The 23370-nt window shown below is 62.4% G+C and carries 21 protein-coding genes and 2 pseudogenes; 7 read left to right on the top strand and 16 right to left on the bottom strand.

Annotated elements, in window-relative coordinates; genetic code table 11:
- Nucleotides 1-21 precede the first annotated feature (21 nt).
- The 7 genes and pseudogenes from VOM14_RS11920 to VOM14_RS11890 all read right to left on the bottom strand — a co-directional run bounded on the left by VOM14_RS11920 (nt 22) and on the right by VOM14_RS11890 (nt 8783).
- Complete coding sequence (locus VOM14_RS11920; protein ID WP_327628893.1) at nt 22-987, bottom strand: DUF6708 domain-containing protein; 966 nt, start codon at nt 985-987, stop codon at nt 22-24.
- 153 nt (nt 988-1140) lie between these two features.
- Nucleotides 1141-2106 carry a DUF6708 domain-containing protein gene (locus VOM14_RS11915; RefSeq protein ID WP_327628892.1) on the bottom strand — a complete coding sequence of 322 codons (966 nt, stop codon included), beginning with the start codon at nt 2104-2106 and terminating at the stop codon, nt 1141-1143.
- 153 nt (nt 2107-2259) lie between these two features.
- On the bottom strand, nt 2260-3093 hold the full coding sequence (locus tag VOM14_RS11910) for a DUF6708 domain-containing protein (protein ID WP_327628891.1): 834 nt from the start codon (nt 3091-3093) through the stop codon (nt 2260-2262).
- Between the two features lie 132 nt (nt 3094-3225).
- Complete coding sequence (locus VOM14_RS11905; RefSeq protein WP_442955535.1) at nt 3226-5310, bottom strand: T6SS effector BTH_I2691 family protein; 2085 nt, start codon at nt 5308-5310, stop codon at nt 3226-3228.
- Nucleotides 5267-6202: pseudogene (locus VOM14_RS11900) on the bottom strand (type VI secretion system Vgr family protein); the annotation flags it as partial. The pseudogene VOM14_RS11900 and the gene VOM14_RS11905, both read right to left, overlap by 44 nt.
- Nucleotides 6203-6300: 98 nt before the next feature.
- Nucleotides 6301-8228: pseudogene (gene tssF, locus VOM14_RS11895) on the bottom strand (type VI secretion system baseplate subunit TssF); the annotation flags it as partial.
- Between the two features lie 384 nt (nt 8229-8612).
- Complete coding sequence (locus tag VOM14_RS11890) at nt 8613-8783, bottom strand: hypothetical protein (RefSeq protein WP_327628889.1); 171 nt, start codon at nt 8781-8783, stop codon at nt 8613-8615.
- Nucleotides 8784-8935: 152 nt separating this feature from the next.
- Here VOM14_RS11890 and VOM14_RS11885 point away from each other — a divergent pair, with 152 nt between their 5' ends.
- Both VOM14_RS11885 and VOM14_RS11880 read left to right on the top strand, forming a co-directional pair.
- Nucleotides 8936-9385, top strand: a complete 450-nt coding sequence (locus VOM14_RS11885) for a DUF2231 domain-containing protein (RefSeq protein ID WP_327628888.1) — start codon at nt 8936-8938, stop codon at nt 9383-9385.
- Nucleotides 9378-10697: a PQQ-dependent sugar dehydrogenase gene (locus VOM14_RS11880; RefSeq protein WP_327628887.1), complete on the top strand. Its 1320-nt coding sequence runs from the start codon at nt 9378-9380 to the stop codon at nt 10695-10697. Before VOM14_RS11885 ends, VOM14_RS11880 begins: the two co-directional genes overlap by 8 nt.
- An 82-nt stretch (nt 10698-10779) precedes the next feature.
- Here the strand turns inward: VOM14_RS11880 and VOM14_RS11875 are convergent, their stop codons facing one another.
- Together VOM14_RS11875 and VOM14_RS11870 are read right to left on the bottom strand one after the other, a co-directional pair.
- Complete coding sequence (locus VOM14_RS11875; protein ID WP_327628886.1) at nt 10780-11652, bottom strand: isocitrate lyase/PEP mutase family protein; 873 nt, start codon at nt 11650-11652, stop codon at nt 10780-10782.
- 159 nt (nt 11653-11811) lie between these two features.
- Nucleotides 11812-12237 carry an OsmC family protein gene (locus VOM14_RS11870; RefSeq protein ID WP_327629084.1) on the bottom strand — a complete coding sequence of 142 codons (426 nt, stop codon included), beginning with the start codon at nt 12235-12237 and terminating at the stop codon, nt 11812-11814.
- A 145-nt stretch (nt 12238-12382) separates the two neighbouring features.
- On the opposite strand from VOM14_RS11870, the gene VOM14_RS11865 reads away from it, so the two are divergent.
- On the top strand, nt 12383-12505 hold the full coding sequence (locus tag VOM14_RS11865; protein ID WP_327628885.1) for a hypothetical protein: 123 nt from the start codon (nt 12383-12385) through the stop codon (nt 12503-12505).
- A gap of 7 nt (nt 12506-12512) precedes the next feature.
- Here VOM14_RS11865 and VOM14_RS11860 read toward each other — a convergent pair whose 3' ends face one another.
- The 4 genes from VOM14_RS11860 to VOM14_RS11845 all read right to left on the bottom strand — a co-directional run bounded on the left by VOM14_RS11860 (nt 12513) and on the right by VOM14_RS11845 (nt 16492).
- Complete coding sequence (locus VOM14_RS11860; protein WP_327628884.1) at nt 12513-13067, bottom strand: carboxymuconolactone decarboxylase family protein; 555 nt, start codon at nt 13065-13067, stop codon at nt 12513-12515.
- Nucleotides 13068-13107: 40 nt separating this feature from the next.
- Nucleotides 13108-14442, bottom strand: a complete 1335-nt coding sequence (locus VOM14_RS11855; protein ID WP_327628883.1) for an aspartate aminotransferase family protein — start codon at nt 14440-14442, stop codon at nt 13108-13110.
- A 31-nt stretch (nt 14443-14473) separates the two neighbouring features.
- A complete protein-coding gene (locus VOM14_RS11850) occupies nt 14474-15535 on the bottom strand; it encodes a C45 family peptidase (RefSeq protein ID WP_327628882.1) in 1062 nt (353 codons plus the stop codon).
- A 102-nt stretch (nt 15536-15637) separates the two neighbouring features.
- The gene (locus tag VOM14_RS11845; protein ID WP_327628881.1) at nt 15638-16492 is read right to left on the bottom strand and encodes a MurR/RpiR family transcriptional regulator; all 855 of its coding nucleotides are present in this window, start codon (nt 16490-16492) and stop codon (nt 15638-15640) included.
- A gap of 183 nt (nt 16493-16675) precedes the next feature.
- Between VOM14_RS11845 and VOM14_RS11840 the strand changes: the two genes are divergently transcribed.
- A complete protein-coding gene (locus tag VOM14_RS11840; RefSeq protein ID WP_327628880.1) occupies nt 16676-18244 on the top strand; it encodes a diguanylate cyclase domain-containing protein in 1569 nt (522 codons plus the stop codon).
- Between the two features lie 94 nt (nt 18245-18338).
- Here VOM14_RS11840 and VOM14_RS11835 read toward each other — a convergent pair whose 3' ends face one another.
- Entirely contained in the window at nt 18339-18623 is a 285-nt protein-coding gene (locus tag VOM14_RS11835) for a hypothetical protein (protein ID WP_327628879.1), read from the bottom strand.
- Between the two features lie 214 nt (nt 18624-18837).
- On the opposite strand from VOM14_RS11835, the gene VOM14_RS11830 reads away from it, so the two are divergent.
- Nucleotides 18838-19020: a hypothetical protein gene (locus VOM14_RS11830; RefSeq protein ID WP_327628878.1), complete on the top strand. Its 183-nt coding sequence runs from the start codon at nt 18838-18840 to the stop codon at nt 19018-19020.
- A 41-nt stretch (nt 19021-19061) separates the two neighbouring features.
- A complete protein-coding gene (locus VOM14_RS11825) occupies nt 19062-19379 on the top strand; it encodes a hypothetical protein (RefSeq protein ID WP_327628877.1) in 318 nt (105 codons plus the stop codon).
- Nucleotides 19380-19413: 34 nt separating this feature from the next.
- Here the strand turns inward: VOM14_RS11825 and VOM14_RS11820 are convergent, their stop codons facing one another.
- Complete coding sequence (locus tag VOM14_RS11820; RefSeq protein ID WP_327628876.1) at nt 19414-21696, bottom strand: amylo-alpha-1,6-glucosidase; 2283 nt, start codon at nt 21694-21696, stop codon at nt 19414-19416.
- A gap of 426 nt (nt 21697-22122) precedes the next feature.
- On the opposite strand from VOM14_RS11820, the gene VOM14_RS11815 reads away from it, so the two are divergent.
- Nucleotides 22123-22524: a hypothetical protein gene (locus tag VOM14_RS11815; RefSeq protein WP_327628875.1), complete on the top strand. Its 402-nt coding sequence runs from the start codon at nt 22123-22125 to the stop codon at nt 22522-22524.
- 24 nt (nt 22525-22548) lie between these two features.
- Here the strand turns inward: VOM14_RS11815 and VOM14_RS11810 are convergent, their stop codons facing one another.
- On the bottom strand, nt 22549-23337 hold the full coding sequence (locus VOM14_RS11810) for an alpha/beta fold hydrolase (protein ID WP_327629083.1): 789 nt from the start codon (nt 23335-23337) through the stop codon (nt 22549-22551).
- Between the last annotated feature and the right edge of the window lie 33 nt (nt 23338-23370).

Raw genomic sequence — 23370 nt, 5'->3', positions numbered from 1 at the left:
TATGGGGTGTGAAGCGGGAAACTATTCGATGCGGCTTCTGGCAACGGATAGCGGTTCCATCGGAATTTTCTCGGGGTTGTTCGACGCGTCACGCACGTAGGGGTCGTCCTGCTCAATCACGCATTGCGTCTCGATATCTTCTGGCCACACCGGGATCTTGCTCGTGCGCATGGCGAACCAGCGGCCTAGCGAGGCGGCAAAGTAGACCGGCGACAGCAGGAACTGTCCGACAGGTTGACCGTTTAGCTCAAAAAACAGTGTCACAAGTCCAGCCTTGTATTTTTCGCGCCGCTCGGCAATATCGTGGCACCAGAAGACGTCCTCGTGGATTGCAGCCGGACCGTCTTCCATGTAGCGGCGGAAGAATTCCCATTCGTGCTTGATCTGAGAAACCGCCAAGGTGTCGCCCGTAAGAGCGAAGGTGTCGAGCACGGTTTCGCGATCCTTGTCGAGCACATGTCCACGAATGTCCCAGTTCTGCACGCCGGCCATCCGCTCGCACCGACCCAGTGTGAAGAAGATGTCGCGCCACTTCGCTTTGAGTACCGTGCCGTTGGGCTTGAATACGTACACCATCCGGTTGCTGCGGTTGAAGCGGATCGGGAAGTGGGTTAGGCGGAACGACTCTTTGCACAACATCCAAACCAGAAAAAGCCAAAGAGGGATCGCGATTGGCAGAGAAATCCCGATCCAGATGAAATCGGATTTCGTCGGAATCAGATGCCTCGGTGAGAAAATAAACTGTGAAAAAAATACCATCGAGATAGTTAAGGTCAGAAACATTAGACAGATTGCCGCCATCGATCCTCGATAGATAAACCACCGGTCAACGCACTCGAGGTAAGTCGAGTTCATTCGGATCACCGAAAGGTTGTAGAACGGCGTGATGTCCAGTTTTACGTTCTGGTGAAACTGGTTGGCCCGCTCCTCGGTTGTCAGCTTGCGGTTGAGCCGATATTTATTTGCGTACAGACCCGTATAGTCCATGTCATCCCCCGGTTGCGTTTGAAAGTTCCTCGATGCCGATTTCCGCGTTTTGATAGCGGTCCTTTGCATCGAGCGCGCCCAGGACAGCAATAGACAGAAACATGGAAATTTCTTCGATGTAGTGCTGCGACGTATGGGGTGTGAAGCGGGAAACTATTCGATGCGGCTTCTGGCAACGGATAGCGGTTCCATCGGAATTTTCTCGGGGTTGTTCGACGCGTCACGCACGTAGGGGTCGTCCTGCTCAATCACGCATTGCGTCTCGATATCTTCTGGCCACACCGGGATCTTGCTCGTGCGCATGGCGAACCAGCGGCCTAATGAGGCGGCAAAGTAGACCGGCGACAGCAGGAACTGTCCGACAGGTTGACCGTTTAGCTCAAAAAACAGTGTCACAAGTCCAGCCTTGTATTTTTCGCGCCGCTCGGCAATATCGTGGCACCAGAAGACGTCCTCGTGGATTGCAGCCGGACCGTCTTCCATGTAGCGGCGGAAGAATTCCCATTCGTGCTTGATCTGAGAAACCGCCAAGGTGTCGCCCGGAAGAGCGAAGGTGTCGAGCACGGTTTCGCGATCCTTGTCGAGCACATGTCCACGAATGTCCCAGTTCTGCACGCCGGCCATCCGCTCGCATCGACCCAGTGTGAAGAAGATGTCGCGCCACTTCGCTTTGAGTAGCGTGCCGTTTGGTTTGAATACGTACACCATCCGGGTCCGGCGGTTGAAGCGGATCGGGAAGTGGGTTTGGCGAAATGACTCTTTGAGTACTCCCCAAGAAAGAAGAGCCCACAACGGTGCCAAAAATGGAATGGCGAACAACATTGCGCCGACGTCCGACCTGGTAGGGACGAAATGTGCTGGTGGAAACATGTAAAGTGGTACCGTAACCATCGCGATCGTCAGCGCAAAAAAAAGTAAACTGATAGCTGTCATTGATCCTCGATAGATAAACCACCGATCAACGCACTCCAAATAGGTCGAGTTCATCCGGATCACTGAGAGGTTGTAGAACGGGGTGATGTCCAGTTTTACGTTCTGGTGAAACTGATTGGTCCGCTCCTCGGTTGTCAGCTTGCGGTTGAGCCGATATTTATTTGCGTACAGACCCGTATAGTCCATGTCATCCCCCGGTTGCGTTTGAAAGTTCCTCGATGTCGATTTCCGCGTTTTGATAGCGGTCCTTTGCATCGAGCGCGCCCAGGACAGCAATAGACAGAAACATGGAAATTTCTTCGATGTAGTGCTGCGACGTATGTGGTGTGAAGCGGGAAACTATTCGATGCGGCTTCTGGCAACGGATAGCGGTTCCATCGGAATTTTCTCGGGGTTGTTCGACGCGTCACGCACGTAGGGGTCGTCCTGCTCAATCACGCATTGCGTCTCGATATCTTCTGGCCACACCGGGATCTTGCTCGTGCGCATGGCGAACCAGCGGCCTAGCGAGGCGGCAAAGTAGACCGGCGACAGCAGGAACTGTCCGACAGGTTGACCGTTTAGCTCAAAAAACAGTGTCACGAGTCCAGCCTTGTATTTTTCGCGCCGCTCGGCAATATCGTGGCACCAGAAGACGTCCTCGTGGATTGCAGCCGGACCGTCCTCCATATAGCGGCGGAAGAATTCCCATTCGTGCTTGATCTGAGAAACCGCCAAGGTGTCGCCCGGAAGAGCGAAGGTGTCGAGCACGGTTTCGCGATCCTTGTCGAGCACATGTCCACGAATGTCCCAGTTCTGCACGCCGGCCATCCGCTCGCACCGACCCAGCGTGAAGAAGATGTCGCGCCACTTCGCTTTGAGTACCGTGCCGTTGGGCTTGAATACGTACACCATCCGAGTCCGGCGGTTGAAGCGGATCGGGAAGTGGGTTTGGCGAAATGACTCCTTCAAAAGCATCCATCCCATCAGCAGCCAGAATGGAATCGTGATGGAGGTCCACATCATCATCCACCCGAAGTCTGATGCCGTCGGGATAAGATGTCTCGGCTCCAACATAAACAGTGGTCCAAATATCATCGACACCGTAAGCACAATGAAAAGCAGGCAGATTGCCGTCATTGATCCTCGATAAATGAACCAGCGGTCAACGCACTCCAGGTAGGTGGAGTTCATCCGGATCACCGAAAGGTTATAGAACGGTGTGATGTCCAGTTTTACGTTCTGGTGAACTGGTTGGCCCGCTCCTCGGCCGTCAGCTTGCGGTTGAGCCGATACTTGTTCGCATACAAACCTGTATAGTCCATGTCATCCCCCGGTTGCGATTGAAAGTTCCTTCAATTCGATTTCCGCGTTCTGATAGCGGTTCTTTGCATCGAGCACGCCCCAATAGGAGCGCTTGAGCCACTTGTCTACATTGTTATCCTGAAGGAACGTGGCGACGATACCTGCACCAATGAAGATGAGCGTTGCGACAATGGCAGGAATAACAAAACCCGCTGCGATGAAGAATGCTACGGCAAGGCCAGCTATGGCTGAGATCCCGAGCGTTGTCGACAACGCATAATTTTTCTGCTGATATGCATCGATAGAATTCTTCGCATCCCAAACCGCATTGATACCCGCTGCGAATATCCCCAACCCTCTCGAAGCATTTCCAAACCACCTCTCCGCCATCTCTAACACTGCACCGCGCCCAGCCATCAACGTCGTTTCCGCCAAAGCCCCTGCCGATCGCGCGATAGTGTCCGCTACGGTCGCGCCAATAGCGAACACGGCCGCGCCAAGTCTCGTCTGGTTCTCCAGCTGGTCATCCTTCATCGATTTAGCCAGGTCCCCCGAGACCTTCTGATAGGCCGCCCACTGGAAATAACCCGCAAGCAGGTTGCCAATGTAAGGCAGCGATTTGCCAACGCGCGCAATCTTCTCCGGCATGTTCACACGCTCACGCCATGCGGAAAGATTCAGATTCTCGATTTCTTCCGCAGAACGAAGCGAACCGGAAATCCATTTGGCCTGTTCGTTCTTGCTCAAGCCCTTCGGCATGCCCCGGATCGTCTCTTCGTCGACTATCACCAGAAATTTCGAAGAGACGGGTTTGCCCATTGGCTCGCCACGAATCTGCAGGCGGCGCAGCGCCAATGAAACTTCGCGCTGGATGGCGTTCTCGTTCATCTTCTTGACGCCGGAAGATTTCATTAACTGGCGGATCAGCGAAGTTCGGAACGTCTTGTACGAGCCACTCAGTTCCACTGCAACCACCGGCCGCTGGATGACCATCCCCAGCGCAACCAGCAAGTGACGTATCCGTCCATCTGCCGCCCCCTGCAACACCTGAGTAATCGATCCGCCGAACGAGATCAAAAGTTTGCTGAGCACTTCTTGCGCATACGTAGTCACTCTTTCGATCGAATTGTTGAAGGCGCCAAACAGCCCGTCCCACCCAAGCGCCTGCCAGGTGACATCCGGTTTGAGATCATCCGTCAGCTTCTTTCTGTTTTTCTCCAGGTTGAGCACAATGGCGCGGAGCGCGATATTTTTCTCGTCGAAATAGGTGCCGTTCAGCCACTTGATGTAAAGCTCCGAACACGGCTTGAACTGTTCGGTACCCTGCGTGCACATCGTCAGTACGCGTGCGTAGACCAGACCGACGTCAACCGATGCACCGTCATAGTGGCACTCAAAGTAGCTTGACATGTGCCCACTCTCCATCCACGCGGCATGCGACTTCGCCAGCGGCAGCAGCATCTTGTCGTGGAAGCTGCCGTACTCGCTCTCGAACTCCTTTTGCCAGGCGCTGCGTGTGGGTTCGTCGTAGTCGCTCAAGTACTTCGTCCACGAATCGCCGGCCGCGCGGTTCAGGTTGGACGCCCTGGTTTCCGGCAACTTCGGTGGATCGGGTTCATACGTGAATCGCCCAAGGCCATCCGGCACAAGGTGGCTGTCCGCTTCCAGTTCGTCTGCCGCCATAAGCTCAGTGATCTCGGCGCGATCCGATACCGCACTCTGCAAGCTCAAAATAGCCGTTGATACAGCCAGCTTGCGGGAGCGCTCGTCGGTCTTCATGAATAGCTGCTGCAACTCCCCAAGACGGGTACTGATCTCGGCAGCCATGCCGGCCGGGTCGTCGATCATCAGCAAGGCGCCGGGTCCCGGTCCCAGCATTCTGGCCGCGCCAAGCAGGCTGTCCTTTGTCGAGGCGCGGGACTGGAACGGATACGGTGAGAACGCGAACGTCTCCACCAGGGTTTTTGGTGCATATTCCGCCACCACTGAGGCGACCGTGTCGAGCGTCTGCGCGTGTCTGAGCTTGTGACTGCCCATCCATGCCTTGACATCGAACACGCGCATATGACGTTGGCGGTATGCCTCGTCCTGATTCGACTTCAGCACAGGTGGCGTCCACTCCACGTCGGAGAATGCGACCCAGATACTCGCCCCAGTGGTACTGCTCGATGTTGTCGAACGATGACTCGCTGTACTGCGACTGGTTCACGTCGAACTTTCCGAGTGAGCGCGTGTAGTCGTAGTCGTTGAGCGTCACATCGCCCGCCGTGATCTGCCGCGAGAGCTTGAGCCTGTGGATGTGCTCTTCGTCGATGCGCTTTCCACCAGGCGCGTGGTAGCGCACCGTGTCGTACGCGTTGTTGTGCTTCTTGTGGGAACCCGGCGAATCGCAAAGTACCAGCTTCATGCCATCGAACAGGTAATAGATCCCCCACTCGCGCCAGATTCTGGTCAGGAAATCGTAGTCACTTTCCCAGTACTGCCGAATATAGTCGCGCTGCGGATAAACGTTGTTTTGCAGGCCCACGGCGCCCAGCCGAAATTCACAGGGCCACGGGTACTGCCCGCTCTTGAGCACCGCTTCGGTTGCCTCGACCACATTGACGTTCTGATAAATCCGGCTCTCGCAGTTCTGCGTAGCAAGCCACAACCAGGGACGCACCGTGAACTCGTAGTATGCGCGGCGGTCATCGCTGCCCGTGCTCGCGACCGAGGTGATCAGGCCGGTAATCGTTCGCACTCCGGCGCCGACATTCGCCGTTCCCCCACTTCCCGCCAACCCCGGCACGCAGGTGCCCTTACCCTCGAACTCGATCGAAATGGTGATGGACTTGCCGATCAACAGGTCGGCAATGACGAGCGGCTGCGCGTCCGACAGCCTGCATGTCGGGCTGTCCAGCGTGGCCAGTTCCAGCCGGTAGTCAAAGAGGTTACCCAGCGCCTCGCCACCCTGCACGCGTTGGGCAAGGAGCACGGCCTCGCCGGCGCGGGTAGGCATTGCATCGGACGCCACGCTCAGGGTCCGGGCTTGCAGCGGTTTGAACATTGAGCTTTTTCTCCTCGGCAAAGGCACGGCTCTCGCCGTGCGAAAACATGGGTTCCGCCTCGCGCGGGTTCGCCTACACCACGCTGCGCGTGCCCCGGACGGGGTGGCCACTGCGCAATACGTCCGCGCTGCTTCGAAGCCAGCACGGCCGCCGTATACGAATGCGTCGAGACGTGCCGCGCCAGGTAGTGCTCCAGAACGAGCCCAAAGACATAGGGGCTCACGCCGTCGAAACTGCTTTCGTCAAACGTGATGCCGCATTCGAGTAGCCGTGCGACCGGCGGCTGCTGGTCCGGGAGGATGCGGTTGACCGGTGTGACCGTCGCAGCGATGAGGCATTCGACTTGCCTGCGATGCACGACGGCGTCGTCCGACAGATACAGGCGCAGGAAACTGCGCAACCCTTCGCCGGGGTTCGGCTCGTCATGCCGGTCGTCGAAGACCGAGTGGTCAATGTCGAGCTGCATCAACAGTTGCCAGGCCTTGAGGCCCTGTGCGAACGGAGGCTTGGGTCTGGTGGGCGGCCGGATCAGGCCGATACCTGCGACCGGAGCGGACTGGCGCATGTGCAGATCGCGCACGCCATCGCAGCGAAGCAGCCCCGGCAGATCGCGGTTGGTCACCCAGGCGTCTACCGAAATGAAATGGATTTCACCGTCGCCCTCGTGGTCGTACGGCTCTCCGCCGGGTCCGACGAGCGACAGGAACGACTCCGTGCTGACATACGTGGAGTGCGTGCCGTACCGGCGACGCTGGGCCGTGGCCAGGCGCTGCTCGCGACGCACGCTGAAGTAACGCCCGTGACCGTCTTCGTTGTGCAACAGCGCCTCGTGCAGCGGACGGAATTCCAGCATCTCCGACTCTTCGCTGACCTGTCCTCGCGCCAGGCCCACGGAGTGCACTTCGAAGTCGAGCGGCGCTTTTCCGACCGGCACGAGATGGATGTCCGCCATACCGTCGCGAATCGGCACGCTATCGGTACGCAAGGGAAAGAGGTTGATCACGGGCGCGCAAAAGAGCGCGAACATCGACGCATCGACGCGATCGACCAGCTCACCCGCCGAGCGGTCCAGCAGGATCACGATCTCTGCTTCGCAACCGCTGATGTTGCGCAGGCCAGCAGCGAGGCCCGTGAGCGTGAAGAAGTAAAAGCGCTCTGGACACGCGAAATATTCGTGTACGAGGTTGTGGCCGAGAAACTTTTGCGAGGCGAGCGGCAGGACGCTTTCCTCGGGGCCGATTCCCTCCTGGACCACGGCATTCGACGTGGCGACGTGCAATGCATAACCAGCCCCTCGCCGAACCGTTCCGGCTCGCCGACCACCGTAGCAACGGCTGCCGTGTGAATGAGTTCGTGCAGGTGCGAGGCGATCTTCGCGTCGCCCGCGAGGTACACGGATAGCCGGTCCAGTCCTTGCAAGCGCCCAACCGGCACGCCGCCAGTCGTGCGGATGCGCAAACGCAATGCGCCGCGCACGCGCCGGTGAGGCGGCACGAAACGGTCCATGCCGTGAACGTCCGGCGGAATGCCGCCCAGCTTCCCGTATTCGATCACGAGCGGATACAGCGTGACGTCGTGACATACACGAAACTGGCAAGCCGTCTTTTCGCCGTCGGGAAGACTCGACGCAGCAAGGGTGCCGCGTGCGATGCGGTGGCCCGATACGAGGTCGCCTACCCTGCCGCCCGGATAGAACCGCGCCACGGCGATGGACGGCGTGGGCGACAGGTAGTTCGGATAGACGGAAGCAAGCAGCGCCTGGGTGAGCCGCGGGAATTCGTCGTCGAAGCGCATCTGGGCGCGCGCATTGACGGCGGCCGCCGACTGCACAAGCCGCTCGACATAAGGGTCGCCGATCTCTCCCGCCTGCATCCCGAGACGTCTTGCGATCTTCCGATGCCCGGCACCGAACTCGGCAGCCAGAGCGCGCAGATAGCGAAGTTCGCGGGTATAGAACCCAAGAAGGCGCGGGTCCATTCAGGCCGCCCTCTTCGAGCCCGGCCGCACCGCGACACCATCGCCTTCGCGATTGCAGACGCCAAGCTGCGTCAGGAACGCGCCCACGCGAGTAGCGGCCACTACGACGAACCACCCGCGACAATCCGCACCGCCACGGATCGGATAAATTATGTTGTCCTGATAACCTGCCACGAAGCCTGATTCCAACGACGCCCAAGCGTCAGACTATCGGAAAGAGGGCGTGATTTGTATGGATAATTGTCAATTCGCGTCCGAATCGGGTTCTGGCTTGACTCGATTCGGACTCAGGGTCAGCACCCGGCTCACGCGCATTCATTCGGCGTCGCCGCGCGCCGGAATTGCCTTATCCGAAGCCGCGCGAAACGACACACCGAAACACCGCTACTCACGAGGTCGCGCCGACGCGCCGCTCACCGCCGACGATGCAGAAGCCTCGATCTTGCCGCCGCTTACGCTCATGCTGTCGTTGCCGGCGTTGTGCGCTTTCTTGCAGGCCGTCACGCCGAACACCAAAGGCGTGATCAGCAACACTGCACTGATAAACCGTTTCATCTGTCCTCCTCGCGACTGTCTCTCGCCATGCCGTGATGCAGCACCGCGCATGCCCGCGCGCAAGCCGCCCATGCCGACAGCCAAACGAAGGGCTCGGGCATAGCGGATGCACACGTGATGACATCGGCACCGACGTCAAAAAGGAAAAACCCATGTCTACCCTGCCCGCCGTTTCCAGATCTCCGTCGAAGCTCGCTCCGGCACTCTTCGAACTCCTTAATCCCATTCCGTATGGGCTCTTCGTCGGCACGTTGATCTTCGACATCACGTATATGAACACGCGTAACGTGTTCTGGGGCAAAGGCGCCGCGTGGCTCGTCACGGCGGGCCTCATCATCGCGATCGTTCCGCGCCTGCTCAATCTCGGTCACGTCTGGTTGCAGCGGCGCCGCGCGGTGACGCGCATCGAAAGGCTGGACTTCTGGCTCAACCTGCTCGGCATCGTCGCGGCGATCGTCAATGCATTCGTGCATAGCCGCGATGCGTATGCCATGGTTCCGGAAAACGTGATTCTGTCGGTCATCACCGTCGTGCTGTTGAGCGTCGCCCACGTTGCGATGGCGATAAACCGGCTCGATCTCGCGGAGCGCGCTCATGAATAAGTTCATCGCGGGCAGTGCGCTCGTCGTCTCGCTATCGGCACTGATGAGCGGATGCAACGAACAGGCACAGTACGACGCGGCGCATCAGGCCGGCGCGAATCCACCCATGCCGGCGGCACGCAATTTCCTCGCGCCGCCGATGCAAGTCCCGAAACACGCGGGATGGAAAAACGGCGCAACGCCCAAAGTGGCCGACGGCTTGAAGATCGAGAAGATTGCGTCGGGACTCGTGCATCCCAGGCAGCTCTATACCCTTCCCAATGGCGACATTCTGGTGGCCGAATCGAATAGTCCAAACGAAGAGGCCGTGACGACGCCCAAGCAGCTCATCGCCGGGCTGATCGAGAGCAAGTCGGGCAAGAAGGCAGAGGGCGCGAATCGCATCACGCTGCTGAGAAAGCCCGCCAACGGCAGCGGCGAATGGGAGCGGCACGTGTTCATCGACCATCTGCATTCGCCGTTCGGCATGCAGCTCGTCGGCAACACGCTCTACGTCGCCGATACCGACGCCGTCCTCAAGTTTCCCTACAAAACGGGCGACACGAGCATCAGCGAGCGCGGCGTCGAGCTTGCCGATCTGCCCGATACGATCAACCATCACTGGACCAAATCGTTGCTGGCCAGCCGCGACGGCAAGAAGCTCTATGTAGGCGTCGGCTCGAACAGCAATGTCGGCGAGAACGGCCTCGAGGTCGAATACCGGCGCGCGGACGTGCTCGAAGTCGATACGGCGACGGGCGCAAGCCGCATTTACGCAGCGGGCATTCGCAATCCGACCGGCCTGCAATGGGAACCGAAGACGGGACAGCTCTGGGCCATCGCGAACGAGCGCGATGAAATCGGCGCGGACCTGGTGCCCGACTATCTGACCTCCGTGAAGGAGCATGCCTTCTACGGCTGGCCGTACAGCTATTACGGCCAGCATGTCGATCCACGCGCCCAGCCGCAGCGTCCCGACCTCGTCGCCAGCGCGATCGCGCCGGACTTCGCGATAGGCTCCCACGTCGCGCCGCTCGGGCTCACGTTCTATACCGGCGACAACCTGCCGGCACAATATCGCGGCGGCGCGTTTATCGGCGAGCACGGCAGTTGGGACCGATCGCCGTTGAGCGGCTACGTGGTTTCGTACGTGGCGTTCGAGAACGGCAAGCCGGTTGGCGTGCCGAAGGATGTCGTGACGGGCTTTACGTCGGGAGATCAGAAGGAACTGTATGGCGCGCCCGTCGGCGTCGCGCAGGACCGGCAAGGCGGCCTGTTGATCGCCGACGATGTCGGCAATGCGATATGGCGCGTGACGGGCACGGGCCACTGAATTTCAACCGGAATGGCGCGCCGTTGCTGAAATCTCGCGGAGCCCTCGACAATCATGTCGCGGGCTCCGCTCCAGATCATGTTCACATGTCCGATACAGGCGGCACGGGTTCGCGTGTGCGCCACTTCGCGGCGGCCTCGCCAAAAAGCTGATTCAGCTCGTTGCCGCTCGCCGCGTCTTTCGTGTAATTGAACGTGCCGTGGTCCCGTATTTCATGCGCGGCGCGCAGGAACGCGCCGAACGCCGCGCGCGCGAGCGAGCCGCCGACGCTCACGCGGCGCACGCCCATCGCGTGCAATTCGTCGACGCCGAGCAGCACGCCTTGCAAGCCCATCAAAACGTTGACGGGCCGCTCCAGCGCGCCGACCACGGCGGCAATGTCTTCGCGGGTCGTCAGGCCGGGCGCATAGAGCACGTCGGCGCCGGCTTCCTGATAGGCCTGCAAGCGGCGGATCGTGTCGTCCAGATCGGGGCGGCCGGCGAGGTAGTTCTCCGCGCGCGCCGTCAGCGTGAACGGGAACGGCTGCGCACGGGCCGCTTCGAGGGCAGCGCGCACGCGCTCGACGGCGGCTTCGAACGGATAGATGGGCCCGTTGGCGCGGCCAGTCGCGTCCTCGATCGAGCCGCCGACCACGCCCGCTTGCGCCGCCTGGCGAATGGTTTCGGCGCAGTCCTCGGGGGCATCGCCAAAGCCGTTTTCCAGATCGGCGCTGACCGGCAAATCGGTCGCGCCCGCGATCTCCGCGAGATGGATCATCATCTGCGCGCGGCCGACGGCGTTATCGGGCAAGCCGCGCGAAAAAGCATAGCCGGCGCTGCTGGTGGCAAGCGCCTTGAAACCGGCCAGCGCGAGCAGCCGCGCCGAGCCGATGTCCCACGGATTAGGAATGACGAAGGTTTCGTTCGCGGCGTGCAGCGCCTGAAACTGGCGGGCTTTGTCGGCTTGGGTGGTCATCGCGGTGCCATTGGAAAAGCGCCGCGCCGGCGCAGGATGCCGGCAATGCGGCGCGCGGTTGGTCGGATTATCGGGTGATGCCGAAACCTCGATGCGCGAGGAACGATGCGCGATTCGCATCGCTCGCCGCGAATCTGCTGAACCTGCTCAGCCGTCAGCTCAGGTTTCTAGCTTCGCATCCATCGTGATGGTGGCGTTCAACACCTTCGAAACCGGACAGCCGGCCTTCGCGTCCGCCGTGGCTTTGTCGAATGCGGCCTTGTCGCCGCCAGGAATCTTGACCGCCACGTCCAGATGCACGGCAATAATAGTGAAGCCGCCGCCGTCCTTGTCGAGCGTGACCGTTGCCGTCGTGCCGATGCGTTCGGGCTTGATGTTCGCCTTGCCCAGTTCCGCCGACAGCGCCATCGAAAAGCAGCCCGCATGCGCGGCCGCGATCAGTTCTTCGGGATTCGTGCCGATGCCGTCGGCGAAGCGCGTCGAAAACGAATATTGAGTCTCTTTCAGGACGCCGCTATCGGTGGAAATGGAGCCCTTGCCGTCTTGCAGGCCGCCTTGCCAGACTGCTGATGCCTTGCGCTTCATCGCTCTCTCCTGTTTGTGCCCTGCTTCGCGCGCTGCACGACCTGCCACGATGCCCGCCGCAACGGTCCAGCCCGAAGGGTCCGCGGCCGCGGCATCGGTCGCGAGTGCCGCGCTGCATTGCAGGCGCGGACGTGGACCGGCCTTCATGATAGGCGCTTCCGCGTTCCAGCGTCGTGACGGCCTCACGCCGGCGCACGAATCGACGCATGAATCGGCGCGCGAATCGGCGCACGAATCGGCGCATGAATCGGCGCACGATCCGGCGTGACCACGCGCTACTCCCCGAACGGCAAGCTGTCCTGGTCAAGCGCGCGCATGTCGAACACATTCAGCGTCATCGCGACGAGCGCGTAGTAGCCGAGCAGACCCACGAGATTGATCACCACGCGATGCCCGAAGCGCTCGACCGCTTTCGCATACGTCGCGTCCGACACGCGTTTCGTGTCATAAAGCTCGCTCGCGAAATCGTGGATCAGCGCGTCGTCCGGATCGGCGAATTCGGGGCGCAAGCCGCGGCGGATCGACTCGGCGTCCGCTTCCCGCACGCCGGCCTGAAGTGCGATCGGATAGTGGATGAACCACTCCGCCTGCGCCTGCCAGCGCGCCGCCGTGATGAGAATGGCCAGTTCCGACAGGCGCAGCGGCAAGCCGGTGCTGTAGCGGCAGAACGCGCCGAGGCGCTGCGCGGGCTGCGCGAGTTCCGGGCTATGAATCCAGCCGAGAAACGGCCCGTTCAGATTGCCGCGCGGACCGGACAAAATCTCGTCGAGAACGGCCTTCTGCTCGGGTGTCGCGTCGGCGATCTGGAAAGGGGGCAAGCGCTCGGTCATGGTCGGTTTCGCAAGTTGTGAATGGCGTGCACGCGCCGGTCTATCGTGCAATCGCAGCGAGCGCGCCGTCGACGGCATCGGCGAGCCGGCTGACGATTTCCTCGATGTCGCGCGCCGTGCAGATAAACGGCGGCGCGATCAGCACATGATCGCCGGTCTCGCCGTCCACCGTGCCGCCCATCGGATACACCATCAGGCCGCGCGCAAACGCCTCGCGACGGACTGCGGCGTGCAATTTCAGGCCGGCGTCGAAAGGTGTCTTGCTGTCGCGATCCTTGACGAATTCGACGCCCACGAAGAGCCCGCGCCCGCGTACGTCGCCGATATGCGGATGCTGCGCATAACGCTCGCGCAACATCCCGCGCAACTGTTCGCCGCGCGCGAGCACGTTCGGCAGGAGTTTGTCGTCGGCGATCACGCGCTGCACTTCGAGCGCCGCCGCGCATGCCGTCGCGTGCCCGATATAGGTGTGGCCATGCTGAAAAAAGCCCGAGCCGCCGACGATCGTCTGATAGATCCGGTCGCTCACGAGCGTCGCGCCGATCGGCTGATAGCCCGCGCCGAGTCCCTTCGCGATGGTCAGCAGGTCCGGCGCGACGCCGTCTTCCTCGCACGCGTACAGGTGGCCCGTGCGGCCCATGCCGGACATGATTTCGTCGAGAATCAGCAGCACGCCGTAGCGGTCGCACACCGCGCGAATCTTGCGGAAGTATTCACGCACCGGCGGCACCGCGCCCGCGGTCGCGCCGACCACCGTTTCCGCGACGAAGGCCGCCACCGTATCCGCGCCGAGTTCGAGGATTTTCTGTTCGAGTTCGTCGGCGAGACGCTGCGCGAATTCCGTTTCGCTTTCGTCGGCGCGCTGCTCGCGATACGCGTAGCATGGACTCACGTGATGCGCCTCTATCAGGATCGGCAGGAACGGCTCGCGCCGCCACGCGTTGCCGCCGATGGCCAGCGCGCCGAGCGTGTTGCCGTGATAGCTCTGCCGCCGCGCAATGAAATGGCGCCGCTGCGGCTCGCCCTTCTCCACGAAATACTGACGCGCGAGTTTCAGCGCGGCTTCGATTGCCTCCGATCCGCCCGACACGAAATACACGTGCGCGAGACCTTGCGGCGCGCTCGCGACGAGCCGGTCCGCGAGTTCCTCCGCAGGCTGCGTCGTGAAGAACGACGTATGCGCGTACGGCAGTTGCTGCGCCTGGCGCTTGATCGCGTCGATCACGCGCTGGTTGCTGTGGCCGAGGCACGAGACGGCCGCGCCGCCCGAGGCGTCGATATAGCGCTTGCCCGTCGAATCGATGATCTCAATGCCGTCGCCCGCGACGGCGACCGGCAACGACTGCTTCGGCGAACGATGAAATACGTTGGACATGGTTTTCACTTTCCGGAAAAGAGGTGGCCGCTCACGCAGCGGGCGCGGGCGTCGTGCGAGGAATAAAGGTGTCAAATACGCGCTGCTTCTCGCAGACCACCTGCATCGACACACCGGCATCGCCGATCTGGAAGAGCGCCGTGGCGAGCGTGTTTTCGTCGTCCGGGTCGGCGGGATCGTCGCGATAGATCGGCAGGCCCGAAGGCGCGCGATCCTGCAGGATGTCGAGCAATGCGTCTGCGTTCAGCGCAGCGCCTGCGCTGGCGGCGGGCAACAACGCGTCCACGCGAAGCTGCCGGTCGCGCGACGAATCCGTGATGATCTGCGCTTCCGCTTCGCAACCCGCGTGGACCATATGATTCGCGTGGCCGCCGCGCGTCAGCATGCTTTGCACCGAGCAGCGCCGCGCGCTCGCCTCCACGCTGACAAGGCGCGCGTCCTGAACACAACCCAGCGTGTGATGAAAGCCGCTCGCCGCCGGCGCGCGTTGCAGGGTGTGCAGCGCTTCGTCGAGCGAGGTTGCGTCGAGCACCGCGCGCGCAAGGATCATGCGCGGCACGCCGGCGGCAGGCTCGCGAATACGCAGATTGTTGATCGCCTGCACGAGGCCGGCGCGGTTCGCCGCGAAGGTGTGCCCCGGCAGCGAGCCGGGATAATAAAAGCTGACGAAGCCGGGCTTGCCTGCGGGCCGCACGTCGACCAGCGCGCAGCGCCCGCGCAGAAACGGGTCGCCGTCTTCGTTATGCGCGATGAAGCGCGTGTCGCCTTCAATCGCCGCGAGCGTGGTGCAACCGTCCGGCGCGTGATGGATCAGTTCGCCACGGCAGTTCCACAGAAAAACGTCTTCGGCCGGCCAGCCCAAGCCGTCCGCCATGCCGTCGAGTTCGGCCAGCAAGTCCGGAAAATGCGCGCGGGCCGCGTCTCGCAGCGCCTGCACGAACGGCTGGCCGCGCCATCGGCGCACCGCCTGCCACGCGCTGCTCTGCTCCATATAGCCGGCGAACACCGGCCTCGCGAGTTCGCCCAAACGGTAGCCGATTTCATACGGCTCACCGCCTAGCGAATAAAGCTCCAGATTCTGCGTCAATGCCACGGCTCGCACCTATTCAACAATCGGTACGCATTTATACTTCCAAACAACATTTGTTGTCAAACCGGACGATGCGGCACCGGTTGAAATTCGCGAGACAGGGAATCAGGGCACGTACGCGCCCTTTGCGTGCAGCGACTGTTCGGCGATGCCGAGCTGCTCGACGGCGTCCGCGCCTTCGAGCGCGAGCAGATGCGCGACGAGCGCTTCGGCGATGGCCGACGCGGCCACCAGCGAGGGAAAGAACGACGGGCTCTCGTGCGAGAAGATCAGCACCTTGTCGGCATTCAGGGCGATGGGCGAAACGACGCTGTCGGTAATGGCAATGAGCTTGCTGCCCTTTTCCAGCGCAGCTTCCGCCACGCGCGCCGCTTCGACCGAATACGGCGCGAAGCTGATGACGATGGTGGCGCTGTCGCGCTCCACGGTACGCAGCTGCATTTCGAGCGTGCCGGCCTCGCCGTTGAGCAGCGACACCGACGAACGGAACAACCGGTAGCCGTACACGAGCCCGAAGGCGACCGAATAGCAGGAGCGGAAGCCGGCCACATGCACATGCGGCGCGCGCCGCAACAGCCGCGCCGTTTCGACGATCACGCGGCCATTGTGCGCGGCGGTCACTTCGAGATTGTGCTGCTGCGCGATGAGCAGATCGTGCGCGAGCGCGTCTTTCGATTTGACGAGCGAGCGCGCGCGGCTCGTGAGCGGTTCCGGCCGCGTGCGCACGCGCGCGACGAACAGGTTGCGCAATTCGTTCCAGCCGGGAAAACCGAGTTGCTGCGAAAGGCGCACGAGTGACGCAGGTTGCACCTGCGCGCGCTCGGCGACCTTGCGCATGGACGACACCGCAACTTCGTCCGGATGATCGAGCAGGAAACCCGCGCCCATCTGGAATTGCGGACTCAGTTCGGAAAAGCGCGCGCGAATCAGGGCGGCAAGCTGGTCGAAGCTGTCTGGCATGCGGTGGTCGTGCGGGCTGTTGATGGGTTTGCAACAAATGTTACCACTCGCGGATACGGCTCAGCGCGATTCGGCAAAGCCTCATGTGCCGCTCGCCCGCGCTGCGCAACTCCCATAAAGAACTGCCGCGCGCCGCCGTTAAACCAGGAGACCCGGCTTCGTCCCGCCCTCAGGAGCGGCACCATGGCAGTAAATTTTTCCGTTTCAGACGCTATTCTCGCGACGCCGCCCGAACTCGGCGCGGTCGTCACACCGTCCACCCGCTCGCGCCTGCTGTCGACGCTATTCGACAACGTGCAGCCCTTGCTGATGTCCGTCGTGGCAAGCTCGTTCGTCGCGACCGCCGCCTATATGCGCTTGCATCAGCCGTGGACGATCGTCTGGCTGCTCGCCGACATATGGCTTTTGCTCGGGCGTCTGAGCATCATCCATGCGTATGCCGCGCATGGCCGGAAAAGCTCGGTCAATCCCGCTCCGTGGGCCGCGGCCTACGCGCCGCTTTGCCTCGCGACGAGCCTGTTTCTAGGGCTCGGCACCATGGCCTGCGTCGGTTCCTCCGACACCACGCTGGCCTCGCTCGCGATCATGGTGGCATCCGGCATTCTCGGCGGAATCGCGTCGCGCAACGCCGCCGTGCCGCGCCTCGCGATCGGACAGATATGTCTCGTGTCGATACCGATCGGTGTGGGCGCATTGCTCACACGCACGAGCGGTTCGTGGATTCTCTTTCCGCCTCTCATCGCGTACGTCGGCGCGATGACGTCGATCGTGCGTCGTCATTACAAGGGTCTGGTCGCGCTGATGACGGCCGAGCAGAACCACGCCGAACTCGCGGCGCGCTTCGATGCCGCGCTCAGGCATATGCCGCACGGACTGTGCACTATCGACCGGACGGGAAAAGTGGTCATTGCGAATAGCCGCACCGCCGAACTCTTCGGCACCACGCCCGGCCTGTTGAAGCTCAACGTGCCGCTTCCCGAGTTCATCGGTCATGTCGGTCTCGCGCAGTTCAGCGCCATGCTGCGCAAGCAGTGGATAGACAGGTGCGCCGCATGGTTGCAGGGCGAACGTCGGCCGCTCGACCTGGAACTTCGCAACGGCCGTTATCTCGCGATGACGCGCAATCCGGTTCCTGACGGCAGCAGCGTGATCATCATTGAAGACGTTACCGAACGCCGGCAAAGCGAAGCCCGCGCGTTTCATCTCGCGCGTCACGATTCGCTCACGGGACTCGCGAACCGGCGCGAACTGCGCGAGCGTCTCGCGCAGTTCGTTTCGAGGCCGCGCACCGGCAGCGATACGTGGACGGCGGTGCTGTATCTGGATCTCGACGGCTTCAAGCAGGTGAACGACCGGCACGGCCATCCCGCCGGCGATGAAGTGCTGGAAACCGTCGCGGCGCGCCTGAAAGAGACGCTGCGGCGCGGCGAATTTGCCGCGCGTCTCGGCGGCGACGAGTTTGCGGTGATTGTCGAAGATGCAACGCTGCCCGCCATTATTGCCATCGCGCAGCGCGTGATCAGCGAAATCGCCAAGCCGTATCGCATGACGCCGGACGGCGCGATGGACATCGGCACGAGCATCGGGATCGCGTTGGCCGCGCCGGACGAGCCCGTCGACGACGTGATCCGACGCGCCGACGAAGCCATGTACGATGCGAAAAAGGCAGGCAAAGGCACCTACCGGATTTCCGGCGCCGAAGCCGAGCTGGACGCCGGCGCGGACTGGGACGCGAACGTCGGCTCCGCGTAAGCGCCTTTTCGTGCTGTTGCCTGCCGCTTCGCGTGGCCTTCCGCCGCGTCAGACGCAAGGCAGGCACCGCGACGACGGCGCCTCGCTCACGGCTCTACTGGCCGCCCGCGGCACCCGATCCGGCTGAATCCTGCATCGCCCGATTGTGCTTCTTGGACTTCATGTGTTTGTGCGATGTACCCGTCTTCGCTCTCGTGCTGGATGGGGTATCGGACGGCGACGCCATCGGACCGCTCGCATTCGGCGTCGGCATTCCATTGCCGCCCTGGCCCGCGCCCGCGCCTCCGCCACCGGTTGTCGGGGCGCCCTGCGCATACACGGCCCCGGACAAGCCCAGCATCAATGCCGACAACACCACTCCTTTCATCGCAACTCGCATGACACCTCCCTGGTTTGTAAAGCGATTGACTGCAACTGATGTGTTCAACGTTGCGGTCTTCGGCGTCGCAAGCCGCGTGCCCTCCCTGACCCGCGCGCTCGCGCGAGCCGTCGCGCGGGCGATCGCGCGGCGCGTTATTCACCCCGATTGACCCGTCTTGTCTCGTGGGCTACAAATTCACTATGAATTTCCAGACTGAATGGGAGACGCCGCCATGACCAATCGTCGGAAGGAACCAACCAGCGAAGAGGACCGGCGCGATGCCGGTAAGGACGACATTCCGGATGCCGCCGCCGACTCAGCCGACTCCGGGCCCACATCCGGCACGCCCGGCACATCCGCGCCGATCCTGCATTCCGAGGACGACGAATTGTTCGACGAAGACGCGCCGCAATAGCGGGCAAAGGCGGACGACGAGGTCACGCAGAGGAAGCCACCATGCTCACGAGACACTTCGCAATCGCAGCACTGGCTCTGGCCTTCACAGGAACGGTGTGCGCGCAAGGGATGGGCGCCGGTTCCGGCCCGGGAGCAGGCGGACAGCGCGGCGCGGCGCCCTTGAACAACGGCACGAGCGGTGGCACACGCAACGGCGCAACGAACGCCGCGCCCTCTTCGCCGCCCGCAACCAGCACGACGCCGCTACTGCCCGGCGCGGGCATCGTGCTTGCGCCGGACGATGCCAGAAGGCCGCCGCCTCCCGAGGCATCGCCCGGCACGCCTGAAAATCCGAGCGGCTTGAAGAAGCCGGACTGATCCGGCAACACGCTACCCGCCACCCGGCCCTGCTTCACAGCAGCGCGACCACCCGCACGTCGCCCTGCTCGGCCGATGCCACCACCTTCTCGCCGATGCGGCGGAATGTGATCGACACCGACGCGTCGCCGACCCGCAAATCACCCAGCTCCAGCCAGTCGATGCCTTCCGGCAGCATCGGCTGCTCGATCACCACTTCGCGGCGTTCGGCGTCGATCGTGATGCCGAGACAAGCCTCCAGCATCATGAACGGCGATCCCGCCGCCCATGCCTGCGGCAGACACGCGACCGGATAGGCGGTGGGCGGTTCGCCGCGCCTGCGCAGAAAGCCGCAGAACAGCTCCGGCAGACGCATGTCGAAATTGACCGCCGCCTGGAACAGCGCCTGCAGCAAACGCACCGCCGCCGCCTTGCCGCCGTAGCGCGACAAACCGCGAGCGCAGATTGCATTGTCGTGCGGCCACACGGAGCCGTTGTGATAGGCCATCGGATTGAAGCGCGACTGGGTCGCGGCCAGCGTGCGCACGCCCCAGCCGGTGTGAAAGAGCGTGGAGTCGAGCGCGCGCACCACCGATTCGCCGCGCTCGCGCGAAGGCAAACCGAAGGCCAGCAAGTGGCCCGCATTCGACGCCATCACGCGGCACAGTTCGCCGTGGCCGTCGAGCGCGATGCCGTAGAAGCCCGCCTCTTCCATCCAGAACTTTTCTTCGACGCACTCGCGCAGTTTCTTCGCGCGCGTTTCGTATTGCTTCGCCGCGTCGTGCAGGCCGCGCCGTTTGGCGAAACGAGCCATGGTGTCGAACGCGGCGCTCGCATACGCCTGCACTTCGACGAGCGCGATCGGGCCATCGGGGAAACGGCCGTCGGCATGGAACACGGAATCGTGGCTGTCCTTCCAGCCCTGATTGGCGAGGCCGCCGTCCGACTCGCGCTGATAGTCGAGGAGTCCGTAACGATTTTTGTCGCACACGCCGGCGACCCAGCCGGCCGCGCGTTCGAGCGCCGGCCACAACTCGTCGATCAGCGCGGCATCGCCCGTGCGCGCCTCGTACGCGCCCGCCAGCACGATGAACAGCGGCGTGGTGTCGACCCCGCCGTAGTACAGCGCGAACGGCACTTCGCCGGTCGCCGCCATCTCGCCCTTGCGCATCTCATGCATGATCTTGCCGGGCGCGGCGTCGCGGAACGGAAGGGTCTCGCGCGCCTGATGCTCGGCGAGAAAACGCAGCACGCCCGCAGCAAGTTGCGGCTGCAACCAGAGCGTCTGCAACGACGTGATCACGGCATCGCGGCCGAACGGCGTGGAAAACCACGGGATGCCCGCATACGGATACGGCCCGGTGGCGAGGTCGGTGGTGAGAAGACCGAGGTCGGCGAGCGAGCGGTCGATCCACGCGTTAAAGAGCGGATTGCCCGAACGCACACGCGCGGTCGCGCGGCGGCGCTCGCGCATGACGAGGTGCGCGTCGACCAGCGCCGCGCGCACCGCCGCGCGGCCCACGCGCGGCCGCTCCGTGTCGATCTGCGACATATGCGCTTCACTCAGCGGATGAGTCGGCGACGACACACCCGCGCTCGGCGCGTCCGGCTTCTGCGCGACGACCTGAACCGCGACCGACAGATAGATCGACACGCAAGCCTGCGCGGGCAGCTTCACCGTGTAGTCCGCGCGATCGGCGAACAACTTGTCGGGCTGCGGCGCGAAGGCAATCTGCACGTTACGCGCGACATCGTCGAGGCCGATGTAGTCGAGCAACACCTGCTGGTTCTCGACGCGCGCCTCCTCGATACACCCCTGCTTCGCGCGCTTCAGGCCGCGCACCTCGAACATGTCGCGGAAGTCGCTGGCAAAGGAAATGGACAACGGCACGACGGCGTCGCTCGTGCCGTAGTTGGTCAGTTCGATGGCCTCGTTGAGCACGGTGCCCGACAGCACGCGCACGCGTTCGACGTGAATCACACCTTCGGGCGTGCTGGCGCCGCCGAGCGGCGGCAATGGCCGGTTGGTCAGATGCGCGGTGAATGAAGTGTTGTCGCTGCTGACGCTGCCCGACAGCAGCGACGGCGCGCGGCCTCCGAACGTGAGGCGCAGTTGCGAGAGCACGCGGGTGTCGTTGACGAAGAGACCGTCGTCATGACCGGTGATGTCGCCGAGAGAATCGTTGACGATGAAGGTGTCGCCCGACTTCAGCACGTGCTGCGTCACGCTGGGGGCATTGAGGCTTTCCGTCGGGATGAACGCGCCGTCCGGCTCGGATTCGCGATGATCGATTCCGCCCGAGTGGGACAGGCCGCCGAGGGCTTCAGGCTGGTGCATCAGTGTCGCTCCTATGGTTCGCTGCTGTGTATCGCTGCTGTGTATCGCTTCGCTTCGGGGTGCTTCCGATTGCTTCCGGGTGCTTCCGATTGCTTCCGATTGCTTCCGATTGCTTCCGGGTGCTTCAGATTGCTGTCGGTCAGCTGTCGGTTTGCTGTCCATGACCGCCTGGTCGTTTCCGATTGTAGAAGGTCTCGTCACGTCAGACGAACTTATCACGGGGGAGTTTCGGCTTTTTTCGGTGGCACAGGACCTGCAGTGAAGGACGCTCGCAGCAACAATGTTTTGCTCGCGCGGTACTGAGTCCGAAGAAGTGCTTCTGCGATACTGCTTTCATGTTCCGCCTGCCCGGCGAACACATCGCTGTCCTGGCCCGCTATGCACGGCGGGCCTTTTTTATCAGCCAGAAGAACAGGAAGAACCCGAATGAACGCCTCTCTCGAAACGCTTTTCCCGGACCACGTCCATGGCGAAGACAGCGTGGTTAGCGCGCTGAACCATCAGGACATCGTCGTTGCTTTGTCGGCGGCTGTGAAGACACAGGACGTCGCGGTGCTGCACATGCTCTATCCGCGCACCGACGCGCGCACGCATCGCAGCCTCGATACGCTCGTCGATGTCTTGCATGGACACGGTCTGCATGAAGTCGCCGATCTGATCGCTCGCGAAGCGCACTATCTGCTGTTCAAGGACCCGGCGAAGGCGTGGAAGGCCTTCCATGAAATTCGCAACGACTCGCTCGCGATCGGCGTGCATCTCTACTATCACGGGTTTGTCGGCGAAGCGGCGGAACGCGCGCTCGATCGGGACGCGCATCGCAACGCATGACGAAGCGGCCGCGCCGATTCGCCGCTAGGCGGCGTTGATCGCCCGAATGAATTCGTCGATGTAGCGATTGAACGCCGAAGGATGCGCGAGGTTCATTCCATGCGACGCGCCGCGCACTGTCTGGCGGCGCGCATCCGGCAGCCACGATTGCAGCGCGGCGGCCGTGCGGCGAAACATCTCGGGACTCTTTTCGCCGTCTATCAGCAACACGGGGCAACGCACGTCGGCGGCTTCGTCGGGAACATAGGCTGGCAACGGGTCGCGGAATTGCCGCGCGAGCGTCCGTGCATTGTCGGCCGCCATACGGCGAAAACCCGCCGTGCTCATCGCCCAGAAGCCGGGGCGGCTCACTGAATCGACGAACAGTTGCAAGCCCGCCTCGACCTCGCCGGACTCGATCAGTTGCGCCGCTTTCGCGCGCAACGCATTAACGGTCTCCGGCAAACTCGCGGGTGGCCGTCCCGCGATCTGCAAGGGGCCGCCCGGATCGGCGAGCGTCAACGTGCGCACATGCTGCGGATAGCGTCGCGCGCAATGAAAAGCGACGCAGCCGCCGCGCGAATGTCCCACTACATGAGCCGGCCCGGCGCCGACACGCTCGATGAATTCGCCGACCTCGTTCGCATGCTCGCTCCAGCTGAACGGCAGGCCCGGCTCGGTGTCGATCATCGGCCAATAATGCGTGAGGCTCACCGCGACGCAGCGGTAGTGCTTCGAAAGGCCGGCGAGTTGCGGTTGCCAGTAGCGGTAATCGCAGAGCGAGCCGTGCACGAACAGCAGCAATTCGCCTTCGCCGGCTTCGACATAGGGCATGCGCAAGCCGCTTTGCAATTCGATGAAAGCAGG

Source organism: Paraburkholderia sp. MPAMCS5, from assembly GCF_036016995.1.
In the GTDB taxonomy this organism is placed as follows: domain Bacteria; phylum Pseudomonadota; class Gammaproteobacteria; order Burkholderiales; family Burkholderiaceae; genus Paraburkholderia.
Note: the sequence above shows the minus strand (reverse complement) of the source record. Positions and strands in the feature narration are given on the sequence as shown.

Excerpts from the sequence above, each read along its gene's own strand:
- VOM14_RS11920 (WP_327628893.1), bottom strand. The coding sequence starts at position 987 with ATGGACTATACGGGTCTGTACGCAAATAAATATCGGCTCAACCGCAAG.
- VOM14_RS11915 (WP_327628892.1), bottom strand. The coding sequence starts at position 2,106 with ATGGACTATACGGGTCTGTACGCAAATAAATATCGGCTCAACCGCAAG.
- VOM14_RS11910 (WP_327628891.1), bottom strand. The coding sequence starts at position 3,093 with ATGAACTCCACCTACCTGGAGTGCGTTGACCGCTGGTTCATTTATCGA.
- VOM14_RS11890 (WP_327628889.1), bottom strand. The coding sequence starts at position 8,783 with ATGAAACGGTTTATCAGTGCAGTGTTGCTGATCACGCCTTTGGTGTTC.
- VOM14_RS11885 (WP_327628888.1), top strand. The coding sequence starts at position 8,936 with ATGTCTACCCTGCCCGCCGTTTCCAGATCTCCGTCGAAGCTCGCTCCG.
- VOM14_RS11880 (WP_327628887.1), top strand. The coding sequence starts at position 9,378 with ATGAATAAGTTCATCGCGGGCAGTGCGCTCGTCGTCTCGCTATCGGCA.
- VOM14_RS11875 (WP_327628886.1), bottom strand. The coding sequence starts at position 11,652 with ATGACCACCCAAGCCGACAAAGCCCGCCAGTTTCAGGCGCTGCACGCC.
- VOM14_RS11870 (WP_327629084.1), bottom strand. The coding sequence starts at position 12,237 with ATGAAGCGCAAGGCATCAGCAGTCTGGCAAGGCGGCCTGCAAGACGGC.
- VOM14_RS11865 (WP_327628885.1), top strand. The coding sequence starts at position 12,383 with ATGATAGGCGCTTCCGCGTTCCAGCGTCGTGACGGCCTCACGCCGGCG.
- VOM14_RS11860 (WP_327628884.1), bottom strand. The coding sequence starts at position 13,067 with ATGACCGAGCGCTTGCCCCCTTTCCAGATCGCCGACGCGACACCCGAG.
- VOM14_RS11855 (WP_327628883.1), bottom strand. The coding sequence starts at position 14,442 with ATGTCCAACGTATTTCATCGTTCGCCGAAGCAGTCGTTGCCGGTCGCC.
- VOM14_RS11845 (WP_327628881.1), bottom strand. The coding sequence starts at position 16,492 with ATGCCAGACAGCTTCGACCAGCTTGCCGCCCTGATTCGCGCGCGCTTT.
- VOM14_RS11840 (WP_327628880.1), top strand. The coding sequence starts at position 16,676 with ATGGCAGTAAATTTTTCCGTTTCAGACGCTATTCTCGCGACGCCGCCC.
- VOM14_RS11835 (WP_327628879.1), bottom strand. The coding sequence starts at position 18,623 with ATGCGAGTTGCGATGAAAGGAGTGGTGTTGTCGGCATTGATGCTGGGC.
- VOM14_RS11830 (WP_327628878.1), top strand. The coding sequence starts at position 18,838 with ATGACCAATCGTCGGAAGGAACCAACCAGCGAAGAGGACCGGCGCGAT.
- VOM14_RS11825 (WP_327628877.1), top strand. The coding sequence starts at position 19,062 with ATGCTCACGAGACACTTCGCAATCGCAGCACTGGCTCTGGCCTTCACA.
- VOM14_RS11820 (WP_327628876.1), bottom strand. The coding sequence starts at position 21,696 with ATGCACCAGCCTGAAGCCCTCGGCGGCCTGTCCCACTCGGGCGGAATC.
- VOM14_RS11815 (WP_327628875.1), top strand. The coding sequence starts at position 22,123 with ATGAACGCCTCTCTCGAAACGCTTTTCCCGGACCACGTCCATGGCGAA.
- VOM14_RS11810 (WP_327629083.1), bottom strand. The coding sequence starts at position 23,337 with ATGCCCTATGTCGAAGCCGGCGAAGGCGAATTGCTGCTGTTCGTGCAC.